At 71.8% G+C, this 19,395-nt stretch carries 16 protein-coding genes and 1 pseudogene; 6 read left to right on the forward strand and 11 right to left on the reverse strand.

Features of this window, described 5'->3' with window-relative positions:
- Positions 1 to 225: 225 nt before the first annotated feature.
- Positions 226 to 489 (forward strand): hypothetical protein, encoded by a 264-nt coding sequence (locus tag DQW85_RS38390; RefSeq protein WP_113704649.1) that lies wholly within the window; start codon positions 226 to 228, stop codon positions 487 to 489.
- A gap of 292 nt (positions 490 to 781) precedes the next feature.
- Here DQW85_RS38390 and DQW85_RS38395 read toward each other — a convergent pair whose 3' ends face one another.
- The gene (locus DQW85_RS38395; protein ID WP_113704650.1) at positions 782 to 1,918 is read right to left on the reverse strand and encodes an FAD-dependent oxidoreductase; all 1,137 of its coding nucleotides are present in this window, start codon (positions 1,916 to 1,918) and stop codon (positions 782 to 784) included.
- A gap of 43 nt (positions 1,919 to 1,961) precedes the next feature.
- Positions 1,962 to 2,666 carry a TetR/AcrR family transcriptional regulator gene (locus tag DQW85_RS38400; RefSeq protein WP_113704651.1) on the reverse strand — a complete coding sequence of 235 codons (705 nt, stop codon included), beginning with the start codon at positions 2,664 to 2,666 and terminating at the stop codon, positions 1,962 to 1,964.
- Positions 2,667 to 2,781: 115 nt separating this feature from the next.
- On the opposite strand from DQW85_RS38400, the gene DQW85_RS45125 reads away from it, so the two are divergent.
- A complete protein-coding gene (locus DQW85_RS45125) occupies positions 2,782 to 2,925 on the forward strand; it encodes a hypothetical protein (RefSeq protein ID WP_162795712.1) in 144 nt (47 codons plus the stop codon).
- A 153-nt stretch (positions 2,926 to 3,078) separates the two neighbouring features.
- Here DQW85_RS45125 and DQW85_RS38405 read toward each other — a convergent pair whose 3' ends face one another.
- From DQW85_RS38405 to DQW85_RS38430, 6 genes are all read right to left on the reverse strand, one after another.
- The gene (locus DQW85_RS38405) at positions 3,079 to 3,663 is read right to left on the reverse strand and encodes a GNAT family N-acetyltransferase (RefSeq protein WP_113704652.1); all 585 of its coding nucleotides are present in this window, start codon (positions 3,661 to 3,663) and stop codon (positions 3,079 to 3,081) included.
- A gap of 104 nt (positions 3,664 to 3,767) precedes the next feature.
- Entirely contained in the window at positions 3,768 to 4,772 is a 1,005-nt protein-coding gene (locus tag DQW85_RS38410; protein WP_113704653.1) for an ABC transporter permease, read from the reverse strand.
- Positions 4,769 to 5,707: an ABC transporter permease gene (locus DQW85_RS38415; protein WP_205315717.1), complete on the reverse strand. Its 939-nt coding sequence runs from the start codon at positions 5,705 to 5,707 to the stop codon at positions 4,769 to 4,771. The genes DQW85_RS38410 and DQW85_RS38415 overlap by 4 nt, the downstream gene beginning before the upstream one ends.
- The gene (locus tag DQW85_RS38420) at positions 5,700 to 7,292 is read right to left on the reverse strand and encodes a sugar ABC transporter ATP-binding protein (protein WP_113704655.1); all 1,593 of its coding nucleotides are present in this window, start codon (positions 7,290 to 7,292) and stop codon (positions 5,700 to 5,702) included. The genes DQW85_RS38415 and DQW85_RS38420 overlap by 8 nt, the downstream gene beginning before the upstream one ends.
- 1 nt (position 7,293) lies before the next feature.
- Positions 7,294 to 8,364, reverse strand: a complete 1,071-nt coding sequence (locus DQW85_RS38425) for an ABC transporter substrate-binding protein (protein WP_113704656.1) — start codon at positions 8,362 to 8,364, stop codon at positions 7,294 to 7,296.
- Between the two features lie 46 nt (positions 8,365 to 8,410).
- Positions 8,411 to 10,921, reverse strand: a complete 2,511-nt coding sequence (locus DQW85_RS38430; protein WP_205315719.1) for a PA14 domain-containing protein — start codon at positions 10,919 to 10,921, stop codon at positions 8,411 to 8,413.
- A 191-nt stretch (positions 10,922 to 11,112) separates the two neighbouring features.
- Here DQW85_RS38430 and DQW85_RS38435 point away from each other — a divergent pair, with 191 nt between their 5' ends.
- From DQW85_RS38435 to DQW85_RS38450, 4 genes are all read left to right on the forward strand, one after another.
- Positions 11,113 to 11,913 carry a DeoR/GlpR family DNA-binding transcription regulator gene (locus DQW85_RS38435; RefSeq protein WP_205315720.1) on the forward strand — a complete coding sequence of 267 codons (801 nt, stop codon included), beginning with the start codon at positions 11,113 to 11,115 and terminating at the stop codon, positions 11,911 to 11,913.
- Positions 11,914 to 11,978: 65 nt separating this feature from the next.
- Positions 11,979 to 13,466 (forward strand): sugar ABC transporter ATP-binding protein, encoded by a 1,488-nt coding sequence (locus tag DQW85_RS38440; protein WP_240197699.1) that lies wholly within the window; start codon positions 11,979 to 11,981, stop codon positions 13,464 to 13,466.
- A 230-nt stretch (positions 13,467 to 13,696) separates the two neighbouring features.
- The gene (locus tag DQW85_RS38445) at positions 13,697 to 15,232 is read left to right on the forward strand and encodes a peroxidase family protein (protein ID WP_205315722.1); all 1,536 of its coding nucleotides are present in this window, start codon (positions 13,697 to 13,699) and stop codon (positions 15,230 to 15,232) included.
- Between the two features lie 82 nt (positions 15,233 to 15,314).
- Positions 15,315 to 16,454, forward strand: coding sequence for a response regulator transcription factor (locus DQW85_RS38450; protein ID WP_162795713.1), 1,140 nt, complete (start codon positions 15,315 to 15,317; stop codon positions 16,452 to 16,454).
- 10 nt (positions 16,455 to 16,464) lie between these two features.
- Here the strand turns inward: DQW85_RS38450 and DQW85_RS38455 are convergent, their stop codons facing one another.
- The 3 genes and pseudogenes from DQW85_RS38455 to DQW85_RS38465 form a co-directional block, all read right to left on the reverse strand.
- Positions 16,465 to 18,288 (reverse strand): glycoside hydrolase family 15 protein, encoded by a 1,824-nt coding sequence (locus tag DQW85_RS38455; RefSeq protein WP_205315723.1) that lies wholly within the window; start codon positions 18,286 to 18,288, stop codon positions 16,465 to 16,467.
- Between the two features lie 27 nt (positions 18,289 to 18,315).
- The gene (locus DQW85_RS38460) at positions 18,316 to 18,999 is read right to left on the reverse strand and encodes an enoyl-CoA hydratase-related protein (protein WP_240197700.1); all 684 of its coding nucleotides are present in this window, start codon (positions 18,997 to 18,999) and stop codon (positions 18,316 to 18,318) included.
- Positions 18,987 to 19,395 (reverse strand): annotated as a pseudogene (locus DQW85_RS38465) (TetR/AcrR family transcriptional regulator); the annotation flags it as partial. The gene DQW85_RS38460 and the pseudogene DQW85_RS38465, both read right to left, overlap by 13 nt.

Genomic DNA, 19,395 nt, shown 5'->3' on the forward strand with positions numbered 1-19,395 from the left:
GCCATCCCGGGCGCGCCGGCGGCTCGTCTACGGTCCGCCCGGCGAACTCGGCCGGCTGCACGCGACAGTGGTGGCGGTCCGCGGGAACGCCGGCCGCGGAGTTCGAGGCACTGAGCCGCGTGCTGTCCGGCACCGCCGCCGCGCTGTCGTGCGAGCCCGCCCGATGAGCCGGCCGCCGCTCGCCCCACGACGGCTCCTCCTGATCGGTACCGGGCGCCGTCGGTCATGGCTCTGCCCGCGGTGGTGGGGCATCTTCGCGCCACGTACGACGTCGAGATAGCCGTCGCGCTCACCGAGCCGACCCGCCGCCTGGTGGCCCCCGCCGCGCTCACGGCCGTCTCGGCCCACCCGGTGATCCCCAGCCACTGGTCGGCCGAACCAGGGGGCGGACCGCTCCACGTCACCTGGGCGAAGTGGCCGGACCTCATGGCGGGTGTGGCCGGCGACGCTCGCCGAGGACGGCTTCCACCTGGTCGGACCGGCTCGTGACGCGTACGGCGTCCCGCGAGTTCCGGCGTCTGCCGGCGCGATCGCTCCTGCCGGTACCGGACGCCATGCCGTCGCAGGTGGTCGTGTACGTACTTCGTCGTGCCGCGTGGCGCGGCCTGGACAGCTTGACGAGGTAGGGCCCGCCCGTCCCCGTCCACCCGCTCGACCGTCTCACGGCGCCCCTCGGCGGAGCGCGCGTCCGGGCCGAACGGGAGGACTGCGACGGCGGCCTCGGTTCCGCCGCAGGCGAGCCTGGACGGCGCCGGGACCCTGGACCGGCGCCGGAGACGGGTCAGCCCGCCTGCTGGTATACGGCGAACTGGTCGAGCAGGCCCTGGGGTGCGTCGGCCCGGAAGCAGAGGTCGAGGTTGGCGGCCGAATCGGCCGCCGAGACCTCGCTGCGCGGGAACAGCGCCCGCTCGTACGCGGCCAGCGCGGCCTCGACGTCGCCGGGGTGCGCGACGATGGCCTCCCCGAGTTCGGCCCCGTCTAGCATGGCGAGGTTGGCGCCCTCTCCGGCGAACGGGGACATCACGTGCGCGGCGTCGCCGAGCAGGGTGACGCCGGGCACACGGTCCCAGCGGTGGCCGACCGGCAGCGCGTGGATCGGCCGCGGGATCAGCGCGCCGTCGGCGTCGGCGATCAGCGCCCGCAGGCTTTCGTCCCAGCCCGCGAAGTGCTCAAGTGCGCGGGCCTTGGCGGCGTCGGTGTCGGTGAAGTCGATGGAGGAGAGCCAGTCCTCGGGGACCCGGAGCGCGGCGTAGACGTGCAGGCTGTCGGGCTCGCGGTGCGCCAGGAACCCCTTACCCCCGCCGAGCGCGAACAGCATGCCATCGCCGATGAGGGCGGCGCTGCGGGGGTGGCGGGCGTCGGGGTCCAGCAGGTTCGCCTCGACGAAGGACACGCCCGAGTAGACGGGGACGGCGTCGGAGACCAGCGGCCGGATGCGGGACCAGGCTCCGTCGGCGCCGACCAGCAGGTCGGTGGTGAAGGCAGAGCCGCCTGCGAGGGTCACCTCGTGGCGGCCCCCGCCCAGCGGGCGGGCCCCGGCGACCTTCGCGTCCCAACGGACGGTGCCCTCGGGCAGCGCGTGGAGCAGCAGGTCGCGCAGCCGGCCGCGCTCGACCTCGGGACGGCCGCCGCTCTGGCCCGATTCCTCCATGTGAACGGCGGCGTGCTCGTCGAGGACCCGGGTGTCCTCTCCCCCGGGATGGACGATCGCGCGGAACTCCTCGTGGAGACCGGCGACGCGCAGGGCGACCTGGCCCGAGTCTTCGTGGATGTCCAGCATGCCGCCCTGCGCGCGGGCCGACGGGGAGGATTCGAGGTCGTAGACGGCGGCCTCGACGCCGTTGACGTGCAGGACGCGGGCGAGGGCGAGGCCGCCCAGTCCGGCGCCGACGATGGCGATGGGGTGGTGAGTGTTCAAGGTGTCATTCCTCGGGTGATCAGGGGCGCGAAGGCACGCCCGGTCAGGGGGAAGGGGTCGCTCCGGGTGTCGGGGTGCGCGCGATGCCGTCGATGAGCACGCGGAAGCCCCAGGACAGGCGGTGCTCCGGCTCACCGGAGAGCAGCTCGCCGGCGAGGGCGGCGATGTGCGGGTGGGTCCGGCCGGAAGCGCCCCGCAGGGCCCGGGTGAGGGCGTTCCACTCCTCCTCGGCGTCGGCGGCGTGGTCGCGGCTGACCTGCTCGGCCGCGGTCGCGGTCGCGTACTGCAGCAGCAGGTCCACCCCCCAGGCCGCCTGCGCGGGCGGGACGCCGCCCTCGTCCAGCAACGCCAGCAGTGCCTCGATCAGCGTCAGGTAGTGCTCCCCGCTGGGGTGGGTCACCAGCGCCGACTGGGCCAGGCCGGGGTACTCGAACAGCACCATGGTGTACGAGGTGAGCACCGCCTCCAGGCGCTCGCGCCAGTCGCCCTCCTGCCGCGCCGGGCCGAGGTCGACCACGCCGAGGAGCTCGTCCAGGACCGCCGCGTGCAGCTCGGCGGTGTCGCGGATGTAGACGTACAGCGAGGCCGGCCCGGTGTCGAGCTCCTGCGCCAGGCGCCGCATGGTGACGCGCTGCAGGCCCTCGGCCCGCGTGATGCCGACCGCGACCGTCACGATGCCCGCCCGTGTCAGGGCCGGCTTGGCCGGCCTCTCCCGCCGGCTGCGCGGCCTACCGGAGTGAACTGTCATGCCCAACACTATAACGAACGCGTTCGTTACGAACAAGTTCTTAACGAACGCGTACGTAGAAATGACAGGAACGGCACGGGCGCCTCGGCTCTACCATGAGCGGCCATTGATCAGCATGGAGGGGGATCGTGCCTGGCCGAGGGGACCCGGCGGGCCGGGGATCGGGGTGCCCCCCGACCCGGGCCAGACGCTCCCGGGGGTCTCCGACGACCAGGTGACCACGCACCTCGACGTCGCGCCGTGGGCGGACCGCAAGTGAGCGGCCATGCACGCCCACGAGTCCGAGGTCGGGCGCGGCGCCTCGATGACGTCGCTGCCGGAGCCGGCCCGCACCCAGATGCCGTCCAACGAGTGGTAACGGCGCGTGGCGTTCAGCAGCGACGCGGAGGTCGCTCTCTCGTAGCCGTCGACCTCAGCCGTCAGCGGGGAGGGCGTCAGTGGGGAGGGCGTCAGTGGGGAGGGCGCGGGGCCGGTCGATCCGGTAGACGTAGTGGGCGGGATCGTCGGCCGGGTTGTCGGGTTCGAGCTCGCCTTCGGCGACGCGGCGCAGGCCCGCCTTCTCCAGGATGCGCCAGGACGCGCGGTTGGCCGCGTGCACGGGCACCACGATGGCCGTGGCGGCGGGGTGGTCCGTCCAGGTGGCGCGGACGACGGCCTGGATCATCCGGGTGCCGAGACCCCGGCCGACCTGGGCGGGATCGCCGATGAGGTAGTCGATGGTGACCGCGCCGTCGGGCACCTCGGTCACGGCGGCCAGCTCGTCCCGGTAGTCGGGGTAGTCGGCGAACCGGGAGCGCTGCACCAGGCCGAACGGCCGGCCGTCCAGGAGCACCAGGAGGTCCTCCGAAGGCTCCTCGCCGGAGGCGGCCGGGCCGAAGTCGCGCTCGACGGCCTCTGCGGTGGTCTCGTGGTGCCACCACCGGGCAACGTGCGGCTGCTCCAGCCACTGACTCAGCATCGGGAAGTCCTGCCCGGTGAGCCGGCGCCAGGTGATCATCGGGGGCCTCCCTGGTGGCGGCGGTGAGGCCGCCCGGTCCGGGCTCTCCACGACGCCGACGGTAACACCGCCCTCCGAGCGTCGGCCAACCGTTTTCACGACTTTCACGACAAGCGCTGGGCCTTGCTGAGCAGCCGCTGCGCCACCACCACGAGGGCCAGGAACGCCCCGCTGACCACCTGCTGGAAGGCCGAGGTCAGGTTGCCCACCTGGTTGATGAGGCTCTGGATCACACCGAGCAGCAGCACCCCGGCCACGGTCCCCGTGATGCCGCCCGCTCCCCCGGTCAGGAGGGTTCCGCCGATGACCACGGCCGAGATCGCGTCGAGTTCGAGGCCGATGCCGAGGATGGTGACCCCGGACGACAGGCGGGCCGCGTTCAGCACCCCGGCCAGCCCCGCGAGCAGGGCCGACATGACGTACACGAGCACCTTGGTCCTGGCCACCGGCACGCCCATGAGCGCCGCCGCCTGCTCGTTGCCGCCGATGGCGTAGACGTTCTGGCCGAAACCGGTCCGCTGCAGCAGCACCATGGCCGCCAGCGCGAGCGCCGCCGTGACGTACACGGGGTACGTCAGGCCCAGCAGGTCGCCCTGGCCCAGGGCCGCGAAGGCGGGATCGCGCACCAGGAAGGTGGTGGCCCCTTCGTCCGAGATCGCCAGCATGAGCCCGCGGACGCCCAGCAGACCGGCCAGGGTGACGATGAACGGCGCCATCCCGGTACGGGCGATGATCAGGCCCTGCGCCAGGCCCACCACACCGCAGACCGTCAGCGGCAGCAGCAGCGCCACCGCTGTCCCGTACTGGGAGCCGTACGCCGCCAGCACCCCGCCCAGCACGAACAGTGACCCGACGGACAGGTCGATCCCACCGCTGATGATGACGAACGTCATCCCGATGGCGATGATCGCCAGGAACGACGACGACACCACGACGCTGGCCGCGTTCCCCGCCGTGGCGAACGAGTCGAAGGCCAGGCTGCCCACGATCACCAGCAGCGCCAGCACCATGAGCGCCCCGTGCTGCTGCAGGACGCGGCCCGTCCGCTCCCGCCGGGCCGAGCCGTTCGCGGACGGCTGGTCGGTGAGGTTCATGGTCGGCGAGGTCATCGGCTCGCACGCTCCCTCGTGGCGTAGACGGCGGCCAGGATGATGACCGCCTGGACCATCTGCGTCCAGGACTGGGGCAGGTTGTGCTTGATCAGCGTGGCCGACAGCAGTTGCATCAGCAGCGCCCCCATGACCGTGCTGAGCACCCTGATCCTGCCCCCGGTCAGCGGCGTGCCGCCGACCACCACGGCGGTGATCGCCGACAGCTCGATGAACAGGCCGAGCGAGGTGGGGTCGCTGGCCTGCAGCCTGGCCGTGGCGAGCACGCCGGCGAGCGCGGCGAGCAGCCCGGAGATCACGTAGACCAGGAGCAGCACCCGCTGCACCGGCAGCCCCGACAGCTCGCTGGCCGACCGGTTGCCGCCGATCGCGACCACCTGCCTGCCGAACGTCGTGCGGCGCACCACGAACAGCATGGCCAGCGTGAGCGCCGCCGCGATCAGCACGATGACCGGGATCCCGGCCACCGAGCTGCTGCCCAGCGCGATCAGGTCGGGGTTGCGGAACTCGACGAGCTGGGGGACGAGCACGTTCGCCAGCCCGCGGACGCCGACCAGCAGCGCCAGGGTGGCGACGATCGGCTGGACGCCGGCGTAGGCGACCAGCGCCCCGCCCGCCGCCCCGACGGCGGCCCCGCCGACCAGGGCGACGGCCAGCGCGGGCAGCCAGCCGTACCCGAGGTAGAGCACGACCAGCGCCGCGGCCAGGGCCATGACCGAGCCGACGGACAGGTCGATGCCCTGCGTGCCGATCACCAGCGCCATGCCGAGCGAGACGATCACGATGGGCGTCACCTGGACGAGCTGGGTGCGGAAGTTGGAGACGTCCAGGAAGTTCGGCGTGAAGAGCACGTTGAACAGGAGCAGCGCGAGCACGGCCGCGTAGACGCCGTAGTCCTGCACCCAGGCGTAGAGGCGCGGTTTGAGCTCAGCCACCGGACTGCTCCGCGCCGGCCTGCTCACTACCGGCCTGCTCCGCGCCGACCTGGTCACTACCGGCCTGCTCCGCGCCGGCCTGCTCCGCGATCGTTGCCATGATCCTCTCCTCGGTCACCTCTGCGCCGGCAAGCTCCCCGACGACCGCACCCTCGCGCAGCACGAGGACGCGATCGGCCCCCTCGACCAGCTCGCCCAGGTCAGAGGAGATCAGCAGCACGCCCAGCCCCTCCCCCGCGAGCTCGTCGATCAGCGCCTGCACCTCGGCCTTGGCGCCGACGTCGATGCCTCTGGTGGGCTCGTCGAGCAGCACCACCTTGGGCCGCACGGCGAGCAGGCGGGCGAGCAGCACCTTCTGCTGGTTGCCGCCGGACAGCTCGGCCACCGGCTGGCCGGGCGAGGCGGCCTTGATCTTCAGCCTCCGCATGAAGATCTCGACCACGGCGTCTATCTTGGCCTCCGACACGACGCCCGCCTTCGCCAGGGAGGGCAGCGCGGCCAGCGCGATGTTCTCCCGCACGGAAAGCCCCGGGATGATGCCCTCGGCCTTGCGGTCCTCGGGCAGCAGGCTGACGCCCGCCCTGATCGCCGCCGTCGTGGAGCCGCCGCGCAGCGGCAGCCCGGCCACGAGCACCTGACCGCCGTCGATCGGCAGCGCGCCGGCGATGGCCTTCGCGGTCTCGGTACGGCCGGCGCCGAGCAGCCCGCCGAGCCCGACCACCTCGCCCGGCCTGACGGAGACGTCCACCCCGTTGAGCACGTGTCGCCTGGCGAGCCCGCGCGCCTCGACGACAGGCTCGCCGTCCGCCAGGGCGTGGTCGTGGGAGAACCGGGTCACGCCCTCGGCCTTCACCTCGTTCAGCTCGCGGCCGAGCATGAGCGAGATGAGCTCCAGCCGGGGCAGCTCGGCGAGCTCCCCCGTGTGCGCCAGCCGGCCGTCGCGCAGCACCGTGACCCGGTCGCACACCTGGTAGAGCTCGCCGAGCCGGTGGCTGACGTAGATGACCGCGATCCCGGTCTCGCGCAGCCGCCGGATCACCCCGAACAGCGTCTCGACCTCGCGCGGCTCCAGCGACGAGGTCGGCTCGTCCATGATCACCACCCGGGCGTCGACCGAGACGGCCCGGGCCAGGGCGACCATCTGCTGCGCCCCGACGCCGAGCGTCCGCAGCGGCCGGCGCACGTCCGCGTCCACGCCGTACCCGGCCAGGACCTGTTCGGCCGCACCGTACATGCGGGCCGCGTCGATGACCCCGAAGCGGCCCCGCGGTTCGCGCCCGAGCAGCAGGTTGCGCGCCACGCTCATCATCGGGACGAGGTTGACCTCCTGGTAGATCGTGGAGATGCCGGCGCGCTGCGCCTCCAGGGGCGTGCCGAAGGCGGCGGGCGCGCCCAGGTAGCGCAGCTCGCCGCCGTCCGGCCGGTACACGCCGGTGAAGACCTTGATCAGCGTGGACTTCCCCGCGCCGTTCTCCCCCACGAGGGCGTGCACCTCGCCCGGGTTCAGGGCGAGGGACACGCCGTCGAGAGCGAGCACGCCGGGGAAGCTCTTGCTGATCCCCTTGGCCTCGAGAACGGGTTCCACCTCAGTACGCCTCACCGAGGGAGGACTTGGCGTTGCTCTGGTCGTATTCGCGGTCGGAGATGATGACCTTGTCGGGGATCGGCCGGCCGTCGAGGAACTTCCGCGCGGTCTCGAAGGCGAGCGGGCCGAAGCGGGGGTTCGACTCGATGACCGAGTGGAGCCAGCCGTCGGCGATGCCCTGGACGGCGCTGCGGGTGCCGTCCACCGACACGATCTTGATGGCGCCCGGCTCCTTGCCCGCGCCCTTGAGCGCGGTGACGGCGCCGAGGGCCATCTCGTCGTTCTCCGCGTAGATGCCGTTGATGTCGGGGTTGGACTGGATGAGCTGCTCGGTGACCTGCTGGCCCTTCTCACGGGCGAACTCGCCGGTCTGCTCGAACGAGATCTGGATGCCGGGCGCCTTCTCCTTGACCCGGTCCTTGAAGCCGTTCGTGCGCTCGGTGGTGACGTTGTTGCCGGGCGCGCCGAGCAGGATGGCGACCTTGCCCTTGCCGGACAGGGCCTCGATCATCCGGTCGGCCGCCCGCTTGCCCTGCTCGTAGAAGTCGGAGCCGATGAACGTCAGGTAGTCGCTGCACGGCTTGGCGTTGATCTTCCGGTCGACCGTGATGATCGGGATCTTCTTGGCCGCGGCCTGCCGGAGCACCGGCTCCCAGCCGTCGGAGTTGAGCGGTGCGATGACGAGCAGCCGCGCACCCTGGGCGATGAGCTGCTGCACGTCGGTGATCTGCTTGGAGAACTGCGACTGGGCGTTGGTGACCTTGAGCCGGGTGATGCCGAGCTTGGCCGCCTCGTCCTTGATGGACTTGGTCTCGGCGATGCGGAAGGGGTTGGCCTCCTTCTCCGACTGGGAGAAGCCGACGGTGGCCGTCTTGAGGTCGAACGCCGTGCCGCCGAACTGCTGGAGCGTGCAGGTGGGACCGGCGGCCGTGCCGGTGGGCGACTGCACGACCTGCCGGCCCGCCGTGCTGGTGGCGGCGGGGGCGCCCTGCGGCTCCTCCGCCTTGGCGCAGCCGGCTGCGGCGAGGAGCACGGCCGCGGCGAGCGCCGCCGTGCGGATGTGGGGGGTCATAGAGGTTTCCTTCCTATCAGGCCCGTCGGGCGCACGGTCAGGCCCGTCAGGCGCACGGCGGGTCGAGCCTGCCGGTGAGCGACCTGTTCGCGTCGTTGACGCGCTTGACGTCGGGCTTGGTGATCGCCCGGTCGTAGGTCATGAGGCCGTTGATCTCGTTCTCGACGTCGGTGGTCTGGGTGTAGATGGCGGCGCTGAGCTGGTCGCAGGCGTGCAGCCGCTTGAGGGCGTCCACCATGCCGATGTAGCGGTTGGTGAGCGACTCCCGGTCGGGCTCGACCGCGTACCCCCAGCCTGATCCCGACCAGGTGTGGCCGATCAGCGGCAGGGCGAGGCCACCGAACTCGCCGATCACGACCGCCCTGACTCCCGTCGGCTTGCCGGGGTTGCCGGGGCCCGGGTAGATGTGGAAGTCCTGGACGTCGCCGTTGCCGCCGTCCACGGCGCCGCAGCAGTTGACGCCGCTCATGTTGTCGACCAGGCGCGACGGGTCCCAGCTCTTGACCAGGTCGGCGATGCGCGCCTGGTCGTACTGGCCCCAGCCCTCGTTGAACGGCACCCACATGACGATCGACGGGCTGCTGCGGTGCTGGTCGACCATCGCGCGCAGCTCGGCCTCGAACTGCCGCCGGTCGTCGGCCCTGACCGTGGAGGGCATGTCCTGCCAGACGAGCAGGCCGAGCCTGTCGGCGTGGTGGTACCAGCGGTCGGGCTCGATCTTGACGTGCTTGCGCACGGCGTTGAAGCCCAGCCTCTTGGTCTCCTCCAGGTCGTGGCGGAGCGCCTCGTCGGTGGGCGCGGTGTAGATGCCGTCCGGCCAGAACCCCTGGTCGAGCGGGCCGAGCTGGAAGACGGGCTTGCCGTTGAGCAGCATCCTGTTGTTCCGCAGGGAGATCGTGCGCATCCCGAAGTAGGACGAGACCTGGTCCTGCTTCACCTTGACGGTGAGGTCGTAGAGGAACGGCCGGTCGGGTGACCACAGCTTCGGGCCGGGCACGGGAAGCCGCAGCTCCTGGCCGACCGGTCCGGTGACGCGGCCGACCACGCGGCGGCCGTCGCGGGCGGTGACGACCGCGGTGCCGGACGAGCCCCTGACCGTGACGCGCAGCGCCTGGCCCTCGACGTCGGGCACGGTGTCCACGCGGGCGACGTGGTCGGTGGGCACCGGCTCCAGCCAGACGGTCTGCCAGATGCCGGAGCTCGGGGTGTACCAGATGCCCCCCGGGTCGAGCCGCTGCTTGCCGACGGCCTGCGCGCCCCGGTCCGTGGGGTCGACGACGCCGACCACGAGCTCCTGGGGCCCGCCGCGCCTGAGCGCGCCGGTCACGTCGAGGGTGATCCGGTCGTAGCCGCCCTTGTGGGTGCCGACCTGGACGCCGTTGACCCAGATCGTGGACTCCCAGTCGACGGCGTCGAGGTGCAGCAGGACGCGGTCGCCGCGCCACGAGCGCGGCACGTCGAAGGTCCGGCGGTACCACATGCGCTCCTCGTGCCTGCCGATGCCGGACAGCTGCGACTCCACCGGGTAGGGAACCACGATCCGCTCGCGCAGGTCCTTGCCGATCGGCGCGGCCTCGCCGGGACGGGCCGCGGCGAACTGCCAGGTGCCGTTGAGGCTGCGCCACCGGTCGCGGACGAGCTGGGGACGCGGGTACTCGGGCAGCGGGTTGGCCGGGTCGACGTCGTCGGCCCAGCGCGTACGCAGGATGTAGGTGGAGGCGTTGACCACGAACGCGTACGGGAACGCCTCGACCGGTGCGCCGTCGGTGTAGGTCAGGCCGGTCCCGTCGTAGGCGGCGCGCAGGGTGCTGCCCGCCTTGGCCGGCACCTTGTGCTCCAGTTCTGCCTCCACCTGGTTGCCGTTCTTCAGGGCGAAGGAGGTGACGGGCCACCTGGTGCCGCCGACCGTGATCGTGAGGTGGTCGGCCAGGCCGGCCGGCAGCGGGCGCAGGTCCTTGGCGAAGGTGAGGGTGGCGGTGTCGCCGGCGGCGTTCACCCTGGCGTCCACGGGGCCGGGCGGGTCGAAGCCCTCGGGCAGGGTGAGCGCCTCGCTGGGCACGATCTGCTTCGGCACGCTCGGGCTCTGCCAGCGCAGCCGCAGGTTGGCACCGCCGAAGTGCTCGAAGTACTCGACCTTGATGTCGTACTTGCGGCCCGCCTCCAGCGCGATGGGGGTGCCGACCTGCTCGACGTCCCAGTCGTCCACCCAGTGGTCGATGAGCAGCCTGCCGTCCACCCAGAGCCGGAAACCGTTGTCGCCGATGATCGAGAAGGTGTACGTCTCGGAGTGCTCGGGCCGGATCTGCCCGGTCCAGCGGACCGAGACGTCGTCGTCCCTGCCGGTGAGCAGCTTGAGCGTCGGGTTCAGGTCGGACAGGTCGAGGTTGGGGTCCACGACGCTCGCCTTCAGCGGGCCGAAGTCGAGCCTTCCCGGGCCTGTGGAGAGGTGGTAGTCACCGCGCAGGCCGTGCCGCTCGGCGGCGGCGCCCGCCGCCGTGGGCACCTGCCATAACACGGCCAGCATGACGGCGATCAGTACCACGAGTGACTTGTGCACAGTGGCTCCTTTCCCGCGGGGGGTGGGGGCGGGGAACGCATGCGCGGCCCTCGATCCGGATCGGACAGATTCGGACTCCGCCTCGGTCCAAAATAAGCACCGGTGGACCGAGCCGGTCAAGATATCCGATCAAATTCGTTCTGATTCGGTCAGAGGCGAAGCAGAGTTGACCGTTCGTCTATGATCGGGACGTGAGCGACACGCAGAGTGACAGCCGCAAGCCCGTGTTCGCCGCGGAGCGCAGGCAGCGCATCCTCGACCTGGTACGCGCCAACGGCGCCGTGTCGCTGCGCGAGCTCGCCCAGGCCGTGCGCTCCTCCGAGGTGACCGTCCGCCGCGACCTGCGCGCGCTGGAGTCCGAGGGCCTGCTCAACCGCCACCACGGCGGCGCCACCCTACCCGGCGAGCTGTCGCGCGAGGCCGGCTACACCCACAAGGTGTCCCTGGAGTCGGCGGAGAAGAGCGCGATCGCCGACCTCGCGTGCGCCCTGGTCGAGGAGGGCGACGCGATCGTGGTCGGCCCCGGCACCACGACGCAGGAGTTCGCCCGCCGCCTGACCAGGCACTCCGAGCTCACTGTGGTGACCAATTCGCTGCTGGTCGCCCAGGTGCTGGCGGGGTCGCCGCGCGTCGAGGTGATGCTGACCGGCGGCACGCTGCGCGGCTCCATCCTGGCGCTGGTGGGCAGCGCCGCGGAGGGCTCGCTGGCCGGCCTGCGCGTGCGCCGGGCGTTCATCTCGGGCAACGGGCTGAGCGCCGAGCGCGGCCTGTCGACGCCGAACGTGCAGGTGGCGGGGGTCGACCGGGCGCTGGCCGCCGCCGCGGAGGAGGTGGTGGTGCTGGCCGACCACACCAAGGTGGGCGTCGACACGATGGTGCAGACGGTCCCGCCCGAACGGATCGACCACCTGGTGACCGACGAGGGCGCGCCCGGCGACGTGCTCGACGAGCTGGCCGGGCGAGGGGTCAGGCTGCACGTCGCCACGATCTGATCGAATGTGACGTTTCTGTTACTACATTGTTTCCTCTCGCGGTCACGATCGAGACGGAGGCAACCGTGCTACAGGTCGCAGGCGTTCTCAAGACCTTCCAGGGCGTCGTCGCGCTCGACCACGTCTCCCTCTCCGTGCGCCCCGGCGAGGTGCACGGCCTGATCGGCGGCAACGGCGCGGGCAAGTCCACGCTGGTGAAGGTGATCTCCGGGGTCCACCCGCCCGACGCGGGCGAGCTGCGCTGCCTGGGCGAGCGGGTCAGGTTCGCCGGCCCGGCCGAGGCCAGGCGGGCGGGCATCGCCACGATCCACCAGGAGAGCAACCTGGTGCCCACCATGAGCGTCGCCCGCAACCTGCTGCTCGGCAGGGAGCCTCGCCGCAGGTTCGGACTGATCGACTTCGCGGGCATGCACGCCCTCGCCGCCGAGACGCTCGCCGCTCACGGCCTGCGGATCGACGTGCGCCGCCCGCTCGGCTCGCTGGGCGAGGGCGCCCGGCAGCTCGTCGCGCTGGCGCGGGCCGCCTCAGCCGACGCCCGGCTGATCGTCATGGACGAGCCCGCCTCCTTCCTGGAGCAGGACGAGCTGCGCACGCTCTTCGCCGCCGTGTCCAGGCTCCGCGACGAGGGCCGCTCCGTCGTGTACGTCACCCACCGGCTGCAGGAGGTCTACGAGGTCTGCGACCGGGTGACGGTGCTGCGCGACGGCCGCGTCGTCCACACCGGGCCGCCCGCCGCGCTCGACCGGCTCCGGCTGGTCTCCCTCATGCTGGGCAGGCCGTTCCACCCGGTCGAGGCGCCGTCGTGGACCGGCGACCCGGACCAGCCGGGCGACCGGCCCGTCCTGGAGGCCAAGGGGCTGACCCGCCACCACGTGCTCGACGGTGTTTCGCTGGCCATGCGCGCGGGCGAGGTGCTCGGCCTCGGCGGGCTGCTGGGCGCGGGCCGCAGCGAGACCGCCAGGGCGATCGCCGGAGCGCTGCCCGTCGACGCCGGACAGGTGACGGTGTCCGGCTCGGCCGCCCGCAAGTGGTCGATCAGGAGCGCCGTCCGCGCCGGGATCGGGCTGGTGCCGGAGAACCGCAGGACCGAGGGCATCGTGCCCACGCTGTCGGTCCGCGACAACATCGCGCTGGCCGCCCTCCCACGGCTCTCGCGCGCGGGCATCGTCTCGGACGCGCGCATCGACGGCATCGTCGCCACGTTCATGACGCGGCTCGGCATCAAGGCCGTCTCGCCCAGGCAGCCGGCGGGCGAGCTGTCGGGCGGCAACCAGCAGAAGGTGCTGCTGGCCAGGTGGCTCGCCATGCACCCCAAGGTGCTGCTGCTCGACGAGCCCACCCGGGGCGTGGACGTGGCGTCCAAGCTGCAGATGCAGGCGCTGATCGACGAGCTGGCCGTGGACGGCCTGGCCATCCTGCTGATCTCCTCCGACGTGGCGGAGCTGGTCGACAACTGCGACAGCGTGGTGGTCCTGCGCGACGGGGCGATCAGCGAGCAGCTGACCGGGACCGAGGTGACCGAGGACCGCATCCTTGCCGCGCTCGCCCGCTAGTCCTACCGCTCAGGCGGGCTGACGCGCCCCCGCCTGCCGTCGTCCTGTGTCGTCATGTGTCGTTTCTCCCTTGGGGGGCGTGAAACCCGTGGGAGGGCCGAATCCCCTGGTGGCCGGGGAGCCCTTGGGAGGCGGGGGAACCCTTGGGAGCATTGCGCCGCCCCTGGTGCGGGCTCACACTCCCGACGCGTAGTGCAATCCGGCAGCCCGCGCGTCCGAAGGAGGACGTCATGCACCCCACCGCCAAGACGGACAGCACCTCCGCCCGGTTCACCCGAAGGGCGTTCCTGGGGGCGATGGGAGCGGGCGCGGCCGTGGTCGCGCTCGACCTGGACGCGGCCGTCGCCGCGGCACAGCGGGCGCGAGCCGAGGGCACCCTGGCGAACAACTTCGGGCGAGTCTTCAACCTGCCGCCCTTCGCCGAGGCCACACCGCAGGTGAAGGCGGCCCTGACCGAGATGGGCAGGCTCGGCGGGATCATGGACGCCAAGGACCCGCTCCACGAGGGTCCCATCCGGCTGATCACCAATCCGGAGCTCAGCCCGAACAACCGGGACAACCCCTTCCACACGGCGGGCACCACGTTCCTCGGCCAGTTCCTCGATCACGACATGACGTTCGACACGACCTCCCCCCTGGGCGTGCCGACGCCGCCCGAGCGCTCCCCCAACAGCCGCACCCCCGTCTTCGACCTCGACTCCGTCTACGGCGGCGGTCCCGGGCCGAACCCGCAGTTCTACAACGCCGACCGCGTCACGTTCCGGCTGGAGAGCGGAGGGCTGTTCGAGGACCTGCCGCGCGCGGCCGACGGCCGGGCGATCATCGCCGACGGCCGCAACGACGAGCACCTCATGATCGCCGGGATGCACGCCGCGTTCATGTCCTTCCACAACCGGGTGGTCGAGCGGCTCCGCGCCCAGGGCACCCCGTCCCTCCTGCTCTTCGCCACGGCCAGGCGCACGGTCACCTGGCACTACCAGTGGATCATCGTCCACGAGTTCCTGCCGCTGATCGTCGGCCGGCCGCTGGTGGACCACATCTTCCGGTTCGGCCGCCAGTTCTACCGGCCGGCCGGCGCGCCCGTCATCCCCGTCGAGTTCCAGGTCGCCTACCGCTTCGGCCACAGCATGGTCCGGCCCTCGTACCGGGCCAACCTGGCCGGCGACAACGGCCAGCCGTTCTTCGGCTTCATCTTCGACCCGGCCGGGCAGGGCCAGGCCGACCCCGTCGACCTGCGCGGGGGCGCGCGGGCGCGCCGCCGCTTCATCGGCTGGCAGACGTTCTTCGACTTCGGGGACGGTCAGGTGCGGCCGAACAAGCGCATGGACACCAGGATCTCCACGCCGCTGTTCCAGCTTCCGCTGCAGGCCATCCCGAGCGGTGACCCGCCGATCTCGCTCCCCCAGCGCAACCTCCTGCGGCATCTGACCTGGTCGTTGCCGTCAGGTCAGCGGCTGGCGGCGACCATGGGCATCCCGCAGGTCGACACCTCGGAACTGGCCGCCTTCGGGTTCGAGCAGAACGCGCCGCTCTGGTACTACGTCCTCAAGGAGGGGCAGGCCCTGGGCGACGGCATCCAGCTCGCCGGAGTGGGCGCGCGGCTCGTCGGCGAGGTCTTCGTGGGACTGCTGCAGAAGGATCCCGGCTCCTACCTGAACGGCCAGCCGTCCTGGCGGCCCACCCTGCCCAGCCGCACGCCCGGCACGTTCACCATGGTCGACCTGCTCACCTTCGCGAAGGTGGACCCGGCAAGCCGCGGGCAGTGAGGGCCCGTTGCCGAAAGAGACACGAATGCGGTTACGAGGAATTAACCGACAAGAAAGCTTACCTGTCAGTACAGTTCCGCGTATGCCTCCTCCGGCCATCCAGGTGGCCGTGCATTCCCCCAACAGGTTGCTGCGCGAGTCCCTCGCCGTCGCGCTGGACCAGGAGCCGCACCTCCGCTCCGCCGGACTGACGCAGAACCTGCCAGACCTGGTGCGGCTGTGCCGCCTCCGCCCGGTGGACGCCATCCTGCTCGACGTGGACGGGGGGATCGACGAGGTGATGGAGAGCATCCCGGCGTTGCGCGGCCACGGGATCGTGCTCACCTACTCGAACCTGACCTCGCGCGAGGTGGTGACGGCGAGCAACGCCGGGCTGGCGCTCGTTCCGTACTCACGAGGGATCACCGCGGTCCTGGAGGTGATCCGCCGGTGCCCGCCCAGGGCGCGCACCGGCCGCCCGCCCATGCTCACCGACCGCGACCTGGAGATCGTGGCGCTGGCGGCCTGCGGCTACAACGTCAAGGAGATGGGGCGCATGCTCGGCATCGCGCCGTCGACCGTCGAGAACCACATGCGCCGCATCTTCGCCAAGACCAACGCGCACAACCGCGCGCACGCCGTGTCGCTCGCCGCCCGCCTGGGACTGCTGTGGCGGGCGCCGCGGCCCGACGCCTTCACCGCCAACCTCGTCATCGTCTTCGGCCCGCGCGGCGCCCGGCGCGACGCCGTGGTGGAGACGCTGATCAGGCAGGCCATGCCGGTCATGGTCGCCGGCGACCACTGGGCGGACGACGACCTGGCGATGCTCGTCCGCAAGCCCGTCGTCGCGGTGCTCGTCGACGGATCGGAGGACTGGCAGAGCATCCACGCGCTCGACGCCCGGATCGTGGTCGTCACCGACGCCGCGCCCGGCGGCCTGACGCCGCACTGCACGGCCGCCGTCGTCCCCTTCCAGGACGTGGCGCAGGCGGTCATGCTCGCCGCGCACCGCGACAGGGACGCCCGAGCGGCGGTGCGCTCCACGCTGACCAAGCGCGAACTGGAGATCCTGCGCTCCATAGCGCTGGGACACTCGGTGCGGCAGACGGCGCTGGCCCTGGGCATCACCAGCAAGACCGTCGAGAACATCCAGGCCCGGCTGTTCTCCAAGCTGTCCGTGCGCAACCGCGCCGAGGCGCTCCCGATCGCCTACGAGCTCGGCCTGCTCTCCCAGGAGAGCTGATCAGTGCTGATCAGCCGAGGGCGCGGTCGAGGTTGAACGCCGCGCTGATCAGCGCCAGGTGGGTGAACGCCTGCGGGAAGTTGCCGCGCTGCTCGCCGGTGTGGCCGATCTCCTCGGCGAACAGGCCGACGTGGTTGGCGTAGGTGAGCATCTTCTCGAAGGCCAGCCGGGCCTCGTCGAGCCGCCCGGCGCGGGTGAGGGCCTCGACGTACCAGAACGAGCAGATCGAGAACGTGCCCTCCTCGCCCCGCAGCCCGTCCGGGCTCCACTCGGGCCGGTAGCGGTAGACCAGCGAGTCCGACACCAGCTGGTCGCCGAGCGCCGTCAGGGTGGACAGCCACTTGGGGTCGGTGGGCGCGATGAACTTGGCCAGCGGCATCATCAGCACCGAGGCGTCGAGGATGTCGCCGTCGAGGTACTGGGCGAACGCCCGCAGCTCGGCCGACCAGCCGCGCCGCATGATCTGCCGGTAGACGGTGTCGCGCGACCGCTGCCAGTGAGCCAGGTCGGCGGGCAGGCCGCGCCGGTTGGCCATCCGGATGGCCCGTTCGATGGCCACCCAGCACATGAGCCGCGAGTACAGGAAGTTCTTGCGCCCGCCGCGCGTCTCCCAGATGCCCTCGTCGGGCTGGTCCCAGTTGTCGCAGACCCACTCGACGAGGCTGACGACGTAGTCCCAGTCGTCACTGGAGATGGGCTTGCCCCACTTGTCGTAGAGGTAGACGGCGTCGATCAGCGCCCCGTAGATGTCGAGCTGCAGCTGGTCGACCGCGCCGTTCCCGATCCGGACCGGCCACGAGCCCTCGTAGCCCTCGAGGTGGTCCAGCTGGATCTCGGGCAGGTCGCCGCGGCCGTCGATGCCGTACATGATCTGCAACGGTCCCGACGCGCACGGCGTGCTCGTGCACACGTTCGTGGTCAGGAAGCGCATGAACGCCTCGGCCTCCTCCGTGAAGCCGAGCCTGAGCAGCGCGTACACGCAGAACGCGGCGTCACGGACCCACACGTAGCGGTAGTCCCAGTTGCGCTCGCCCCCGATCTCCTCCGGCAGGCTGGTCGTCGGCGCGGCCACGATGCCCCCGGTCGGCGCGTACGTGAGGAGCTTCAGCACGAGGGCGGAACGGTGCACCATCTCGCGCCACCGCCCGCGATAGCGCGACGCGGACAGCCACCGCCGCCAGAAGGCCACGGTGGCGGTGAACTGCTCCTCCGCCTCGGTGGCGGCGCACGCCCGGGGCACCACCCCGTCTCCGACCCGGTCGAGGGCGAAGACGGCCCGCTCGCCCTCCCGGAGCTTGAAGTCCGACCAGACGTCCGCGCCGTCGGCCTCCAGCGGCACGGTCGAGCTCAGCGCGAGGGACAGGGCGGGCGTCTCGAACACCGCCTGGTTCTGGGCCAGGCTCAGCGTGTGGGGCTGGGTCCCGTACTCGAAGCGCGGCGTCACCCGCGCCCGGAACGGAAGCGAGCCGCGCACGCACGACACGCGGCGGATCAGCCGGTGCCGGTCGAGCTCCGCCGCCTCCTCGGCGACGGGCATGAAGTCCTGCACCTCACCCACGCCGTCCTCCGTGTAGAACCGGGTGATCAGGACGTTGGTGTCGGGGAAGTAGAACTGCTTGGTCGTCGCCGGCACGCTGGAGGCCAGCTCGAACGACCCGCCGCGGTCGCTGTCCAGCAGCGAGCCGAACACGCTCGGCGCGTCGAACCTCGGGCTGCAGTACCAGTCGATCGTGCCGTTCGCGCCCACGAGCGCCGCCGTGCGCAGGTCCCCGATCAGGCCGTGGTCGGCGATCGGCAGGTAGCGGGGGCCGTTCCCGGGCATCGCGGTGCTCATCCCGACCCCCTACCCCGCATGCCGCCGTTACGTACCACTTCCGGGGGTCGTGAGCGCCGTCACGGCCGTCGCGTACATGGTGGCCTTGATCGCGCCGAGGGTGGCGCGGTCCTTGCCCGCGAGCGGCCGGACCCGGGCCGCGGCGTCCTCGACCAGGCCCGCCTCGTCGGCCACGTCGTCGACCAGGGCCAGGTCGCGGGCCTCCACGCCACCGAAGCGCCGCCCGGTGGTCATCGAGGCCACCGCGGCGGCGGGGGGCACCTTGGCCTGGATGAGCGCGGCCATGCCGGAGGTGAAGGGGATGTGGATGTCCACCTCGGGGAAGCAGAAGTAGCCGCGATCGGCCCGCATGACCCGGAAGTCGTGGGCCATGGCGAGCATCGCGCCGGCCCCGAACGCGTGGCCGTTGACCGCGGCGACCGTCGGGACGGGCAGGGTGAGCAGCCTGGCCAGCAGCGCCTGCACGTCGGCGACATAGTGGACGAGCTGGTCGCCGTGGTCGGAGAGCCAGTCCAGGTCGAGCCCGTTGGAGAAGAACCTGCCCTGCCCGGTGGTGACCAGCGCCGCCGGTCCGGGATGGTCCACGACGGTGTCGAGCAGGGAGTGGACGGTCTTCATCCAGTCCGGCGCGAGCCGGTTCTCCGAGTCTCCCAGGTGCAGGACGAAGACGGTGTCCTCGTGGCGCAGTGCGGGCATGGTCAATGCGGGCATGGTCCATCCTTTCCGGCCTTCCCCACCGTTGGGGGTGGGAGGGTGAGCACCGCGCGGACCGCGGCCTCCAGGCGTGCGCGGCTGTCGGCTCCGATCACGACCTGACCGTCGGCGGACGGCCCGGTCATTGCCCTGCGGAACACGGCCGTCGGCAGGTCGACCACGCAGAGCGTCATCACCTCGACGCTCGCCCCGTCGGCCCGGCCCCACAGCGCCCGCGCCAACCGGACCAGCAGCCTCACCAGCCGCTCGTCCAGCGCGAACATCGCCTCGGCCAGCTCCTGCGGCAACCGCGGGCCGAGCAGTTGCTCCCGGCGTACCCCCATGAGCATCCGCGCCGCCGCGGGCCGCCGGTCGGCGAAGGCGGCGGGCGCGCTCGCCGCGGCCACCACCGCC

This window comes from Nonomuraea lactucae (assembly GCF_003313395.1).
GTDB classification, from domain to species: domain Bacteria; phylum Actinomycetota; class Actinomycetes; order Streptosporangiales; family Streptosporangiaceae; genus Nonomuraea; species Nonomuraea lactucae.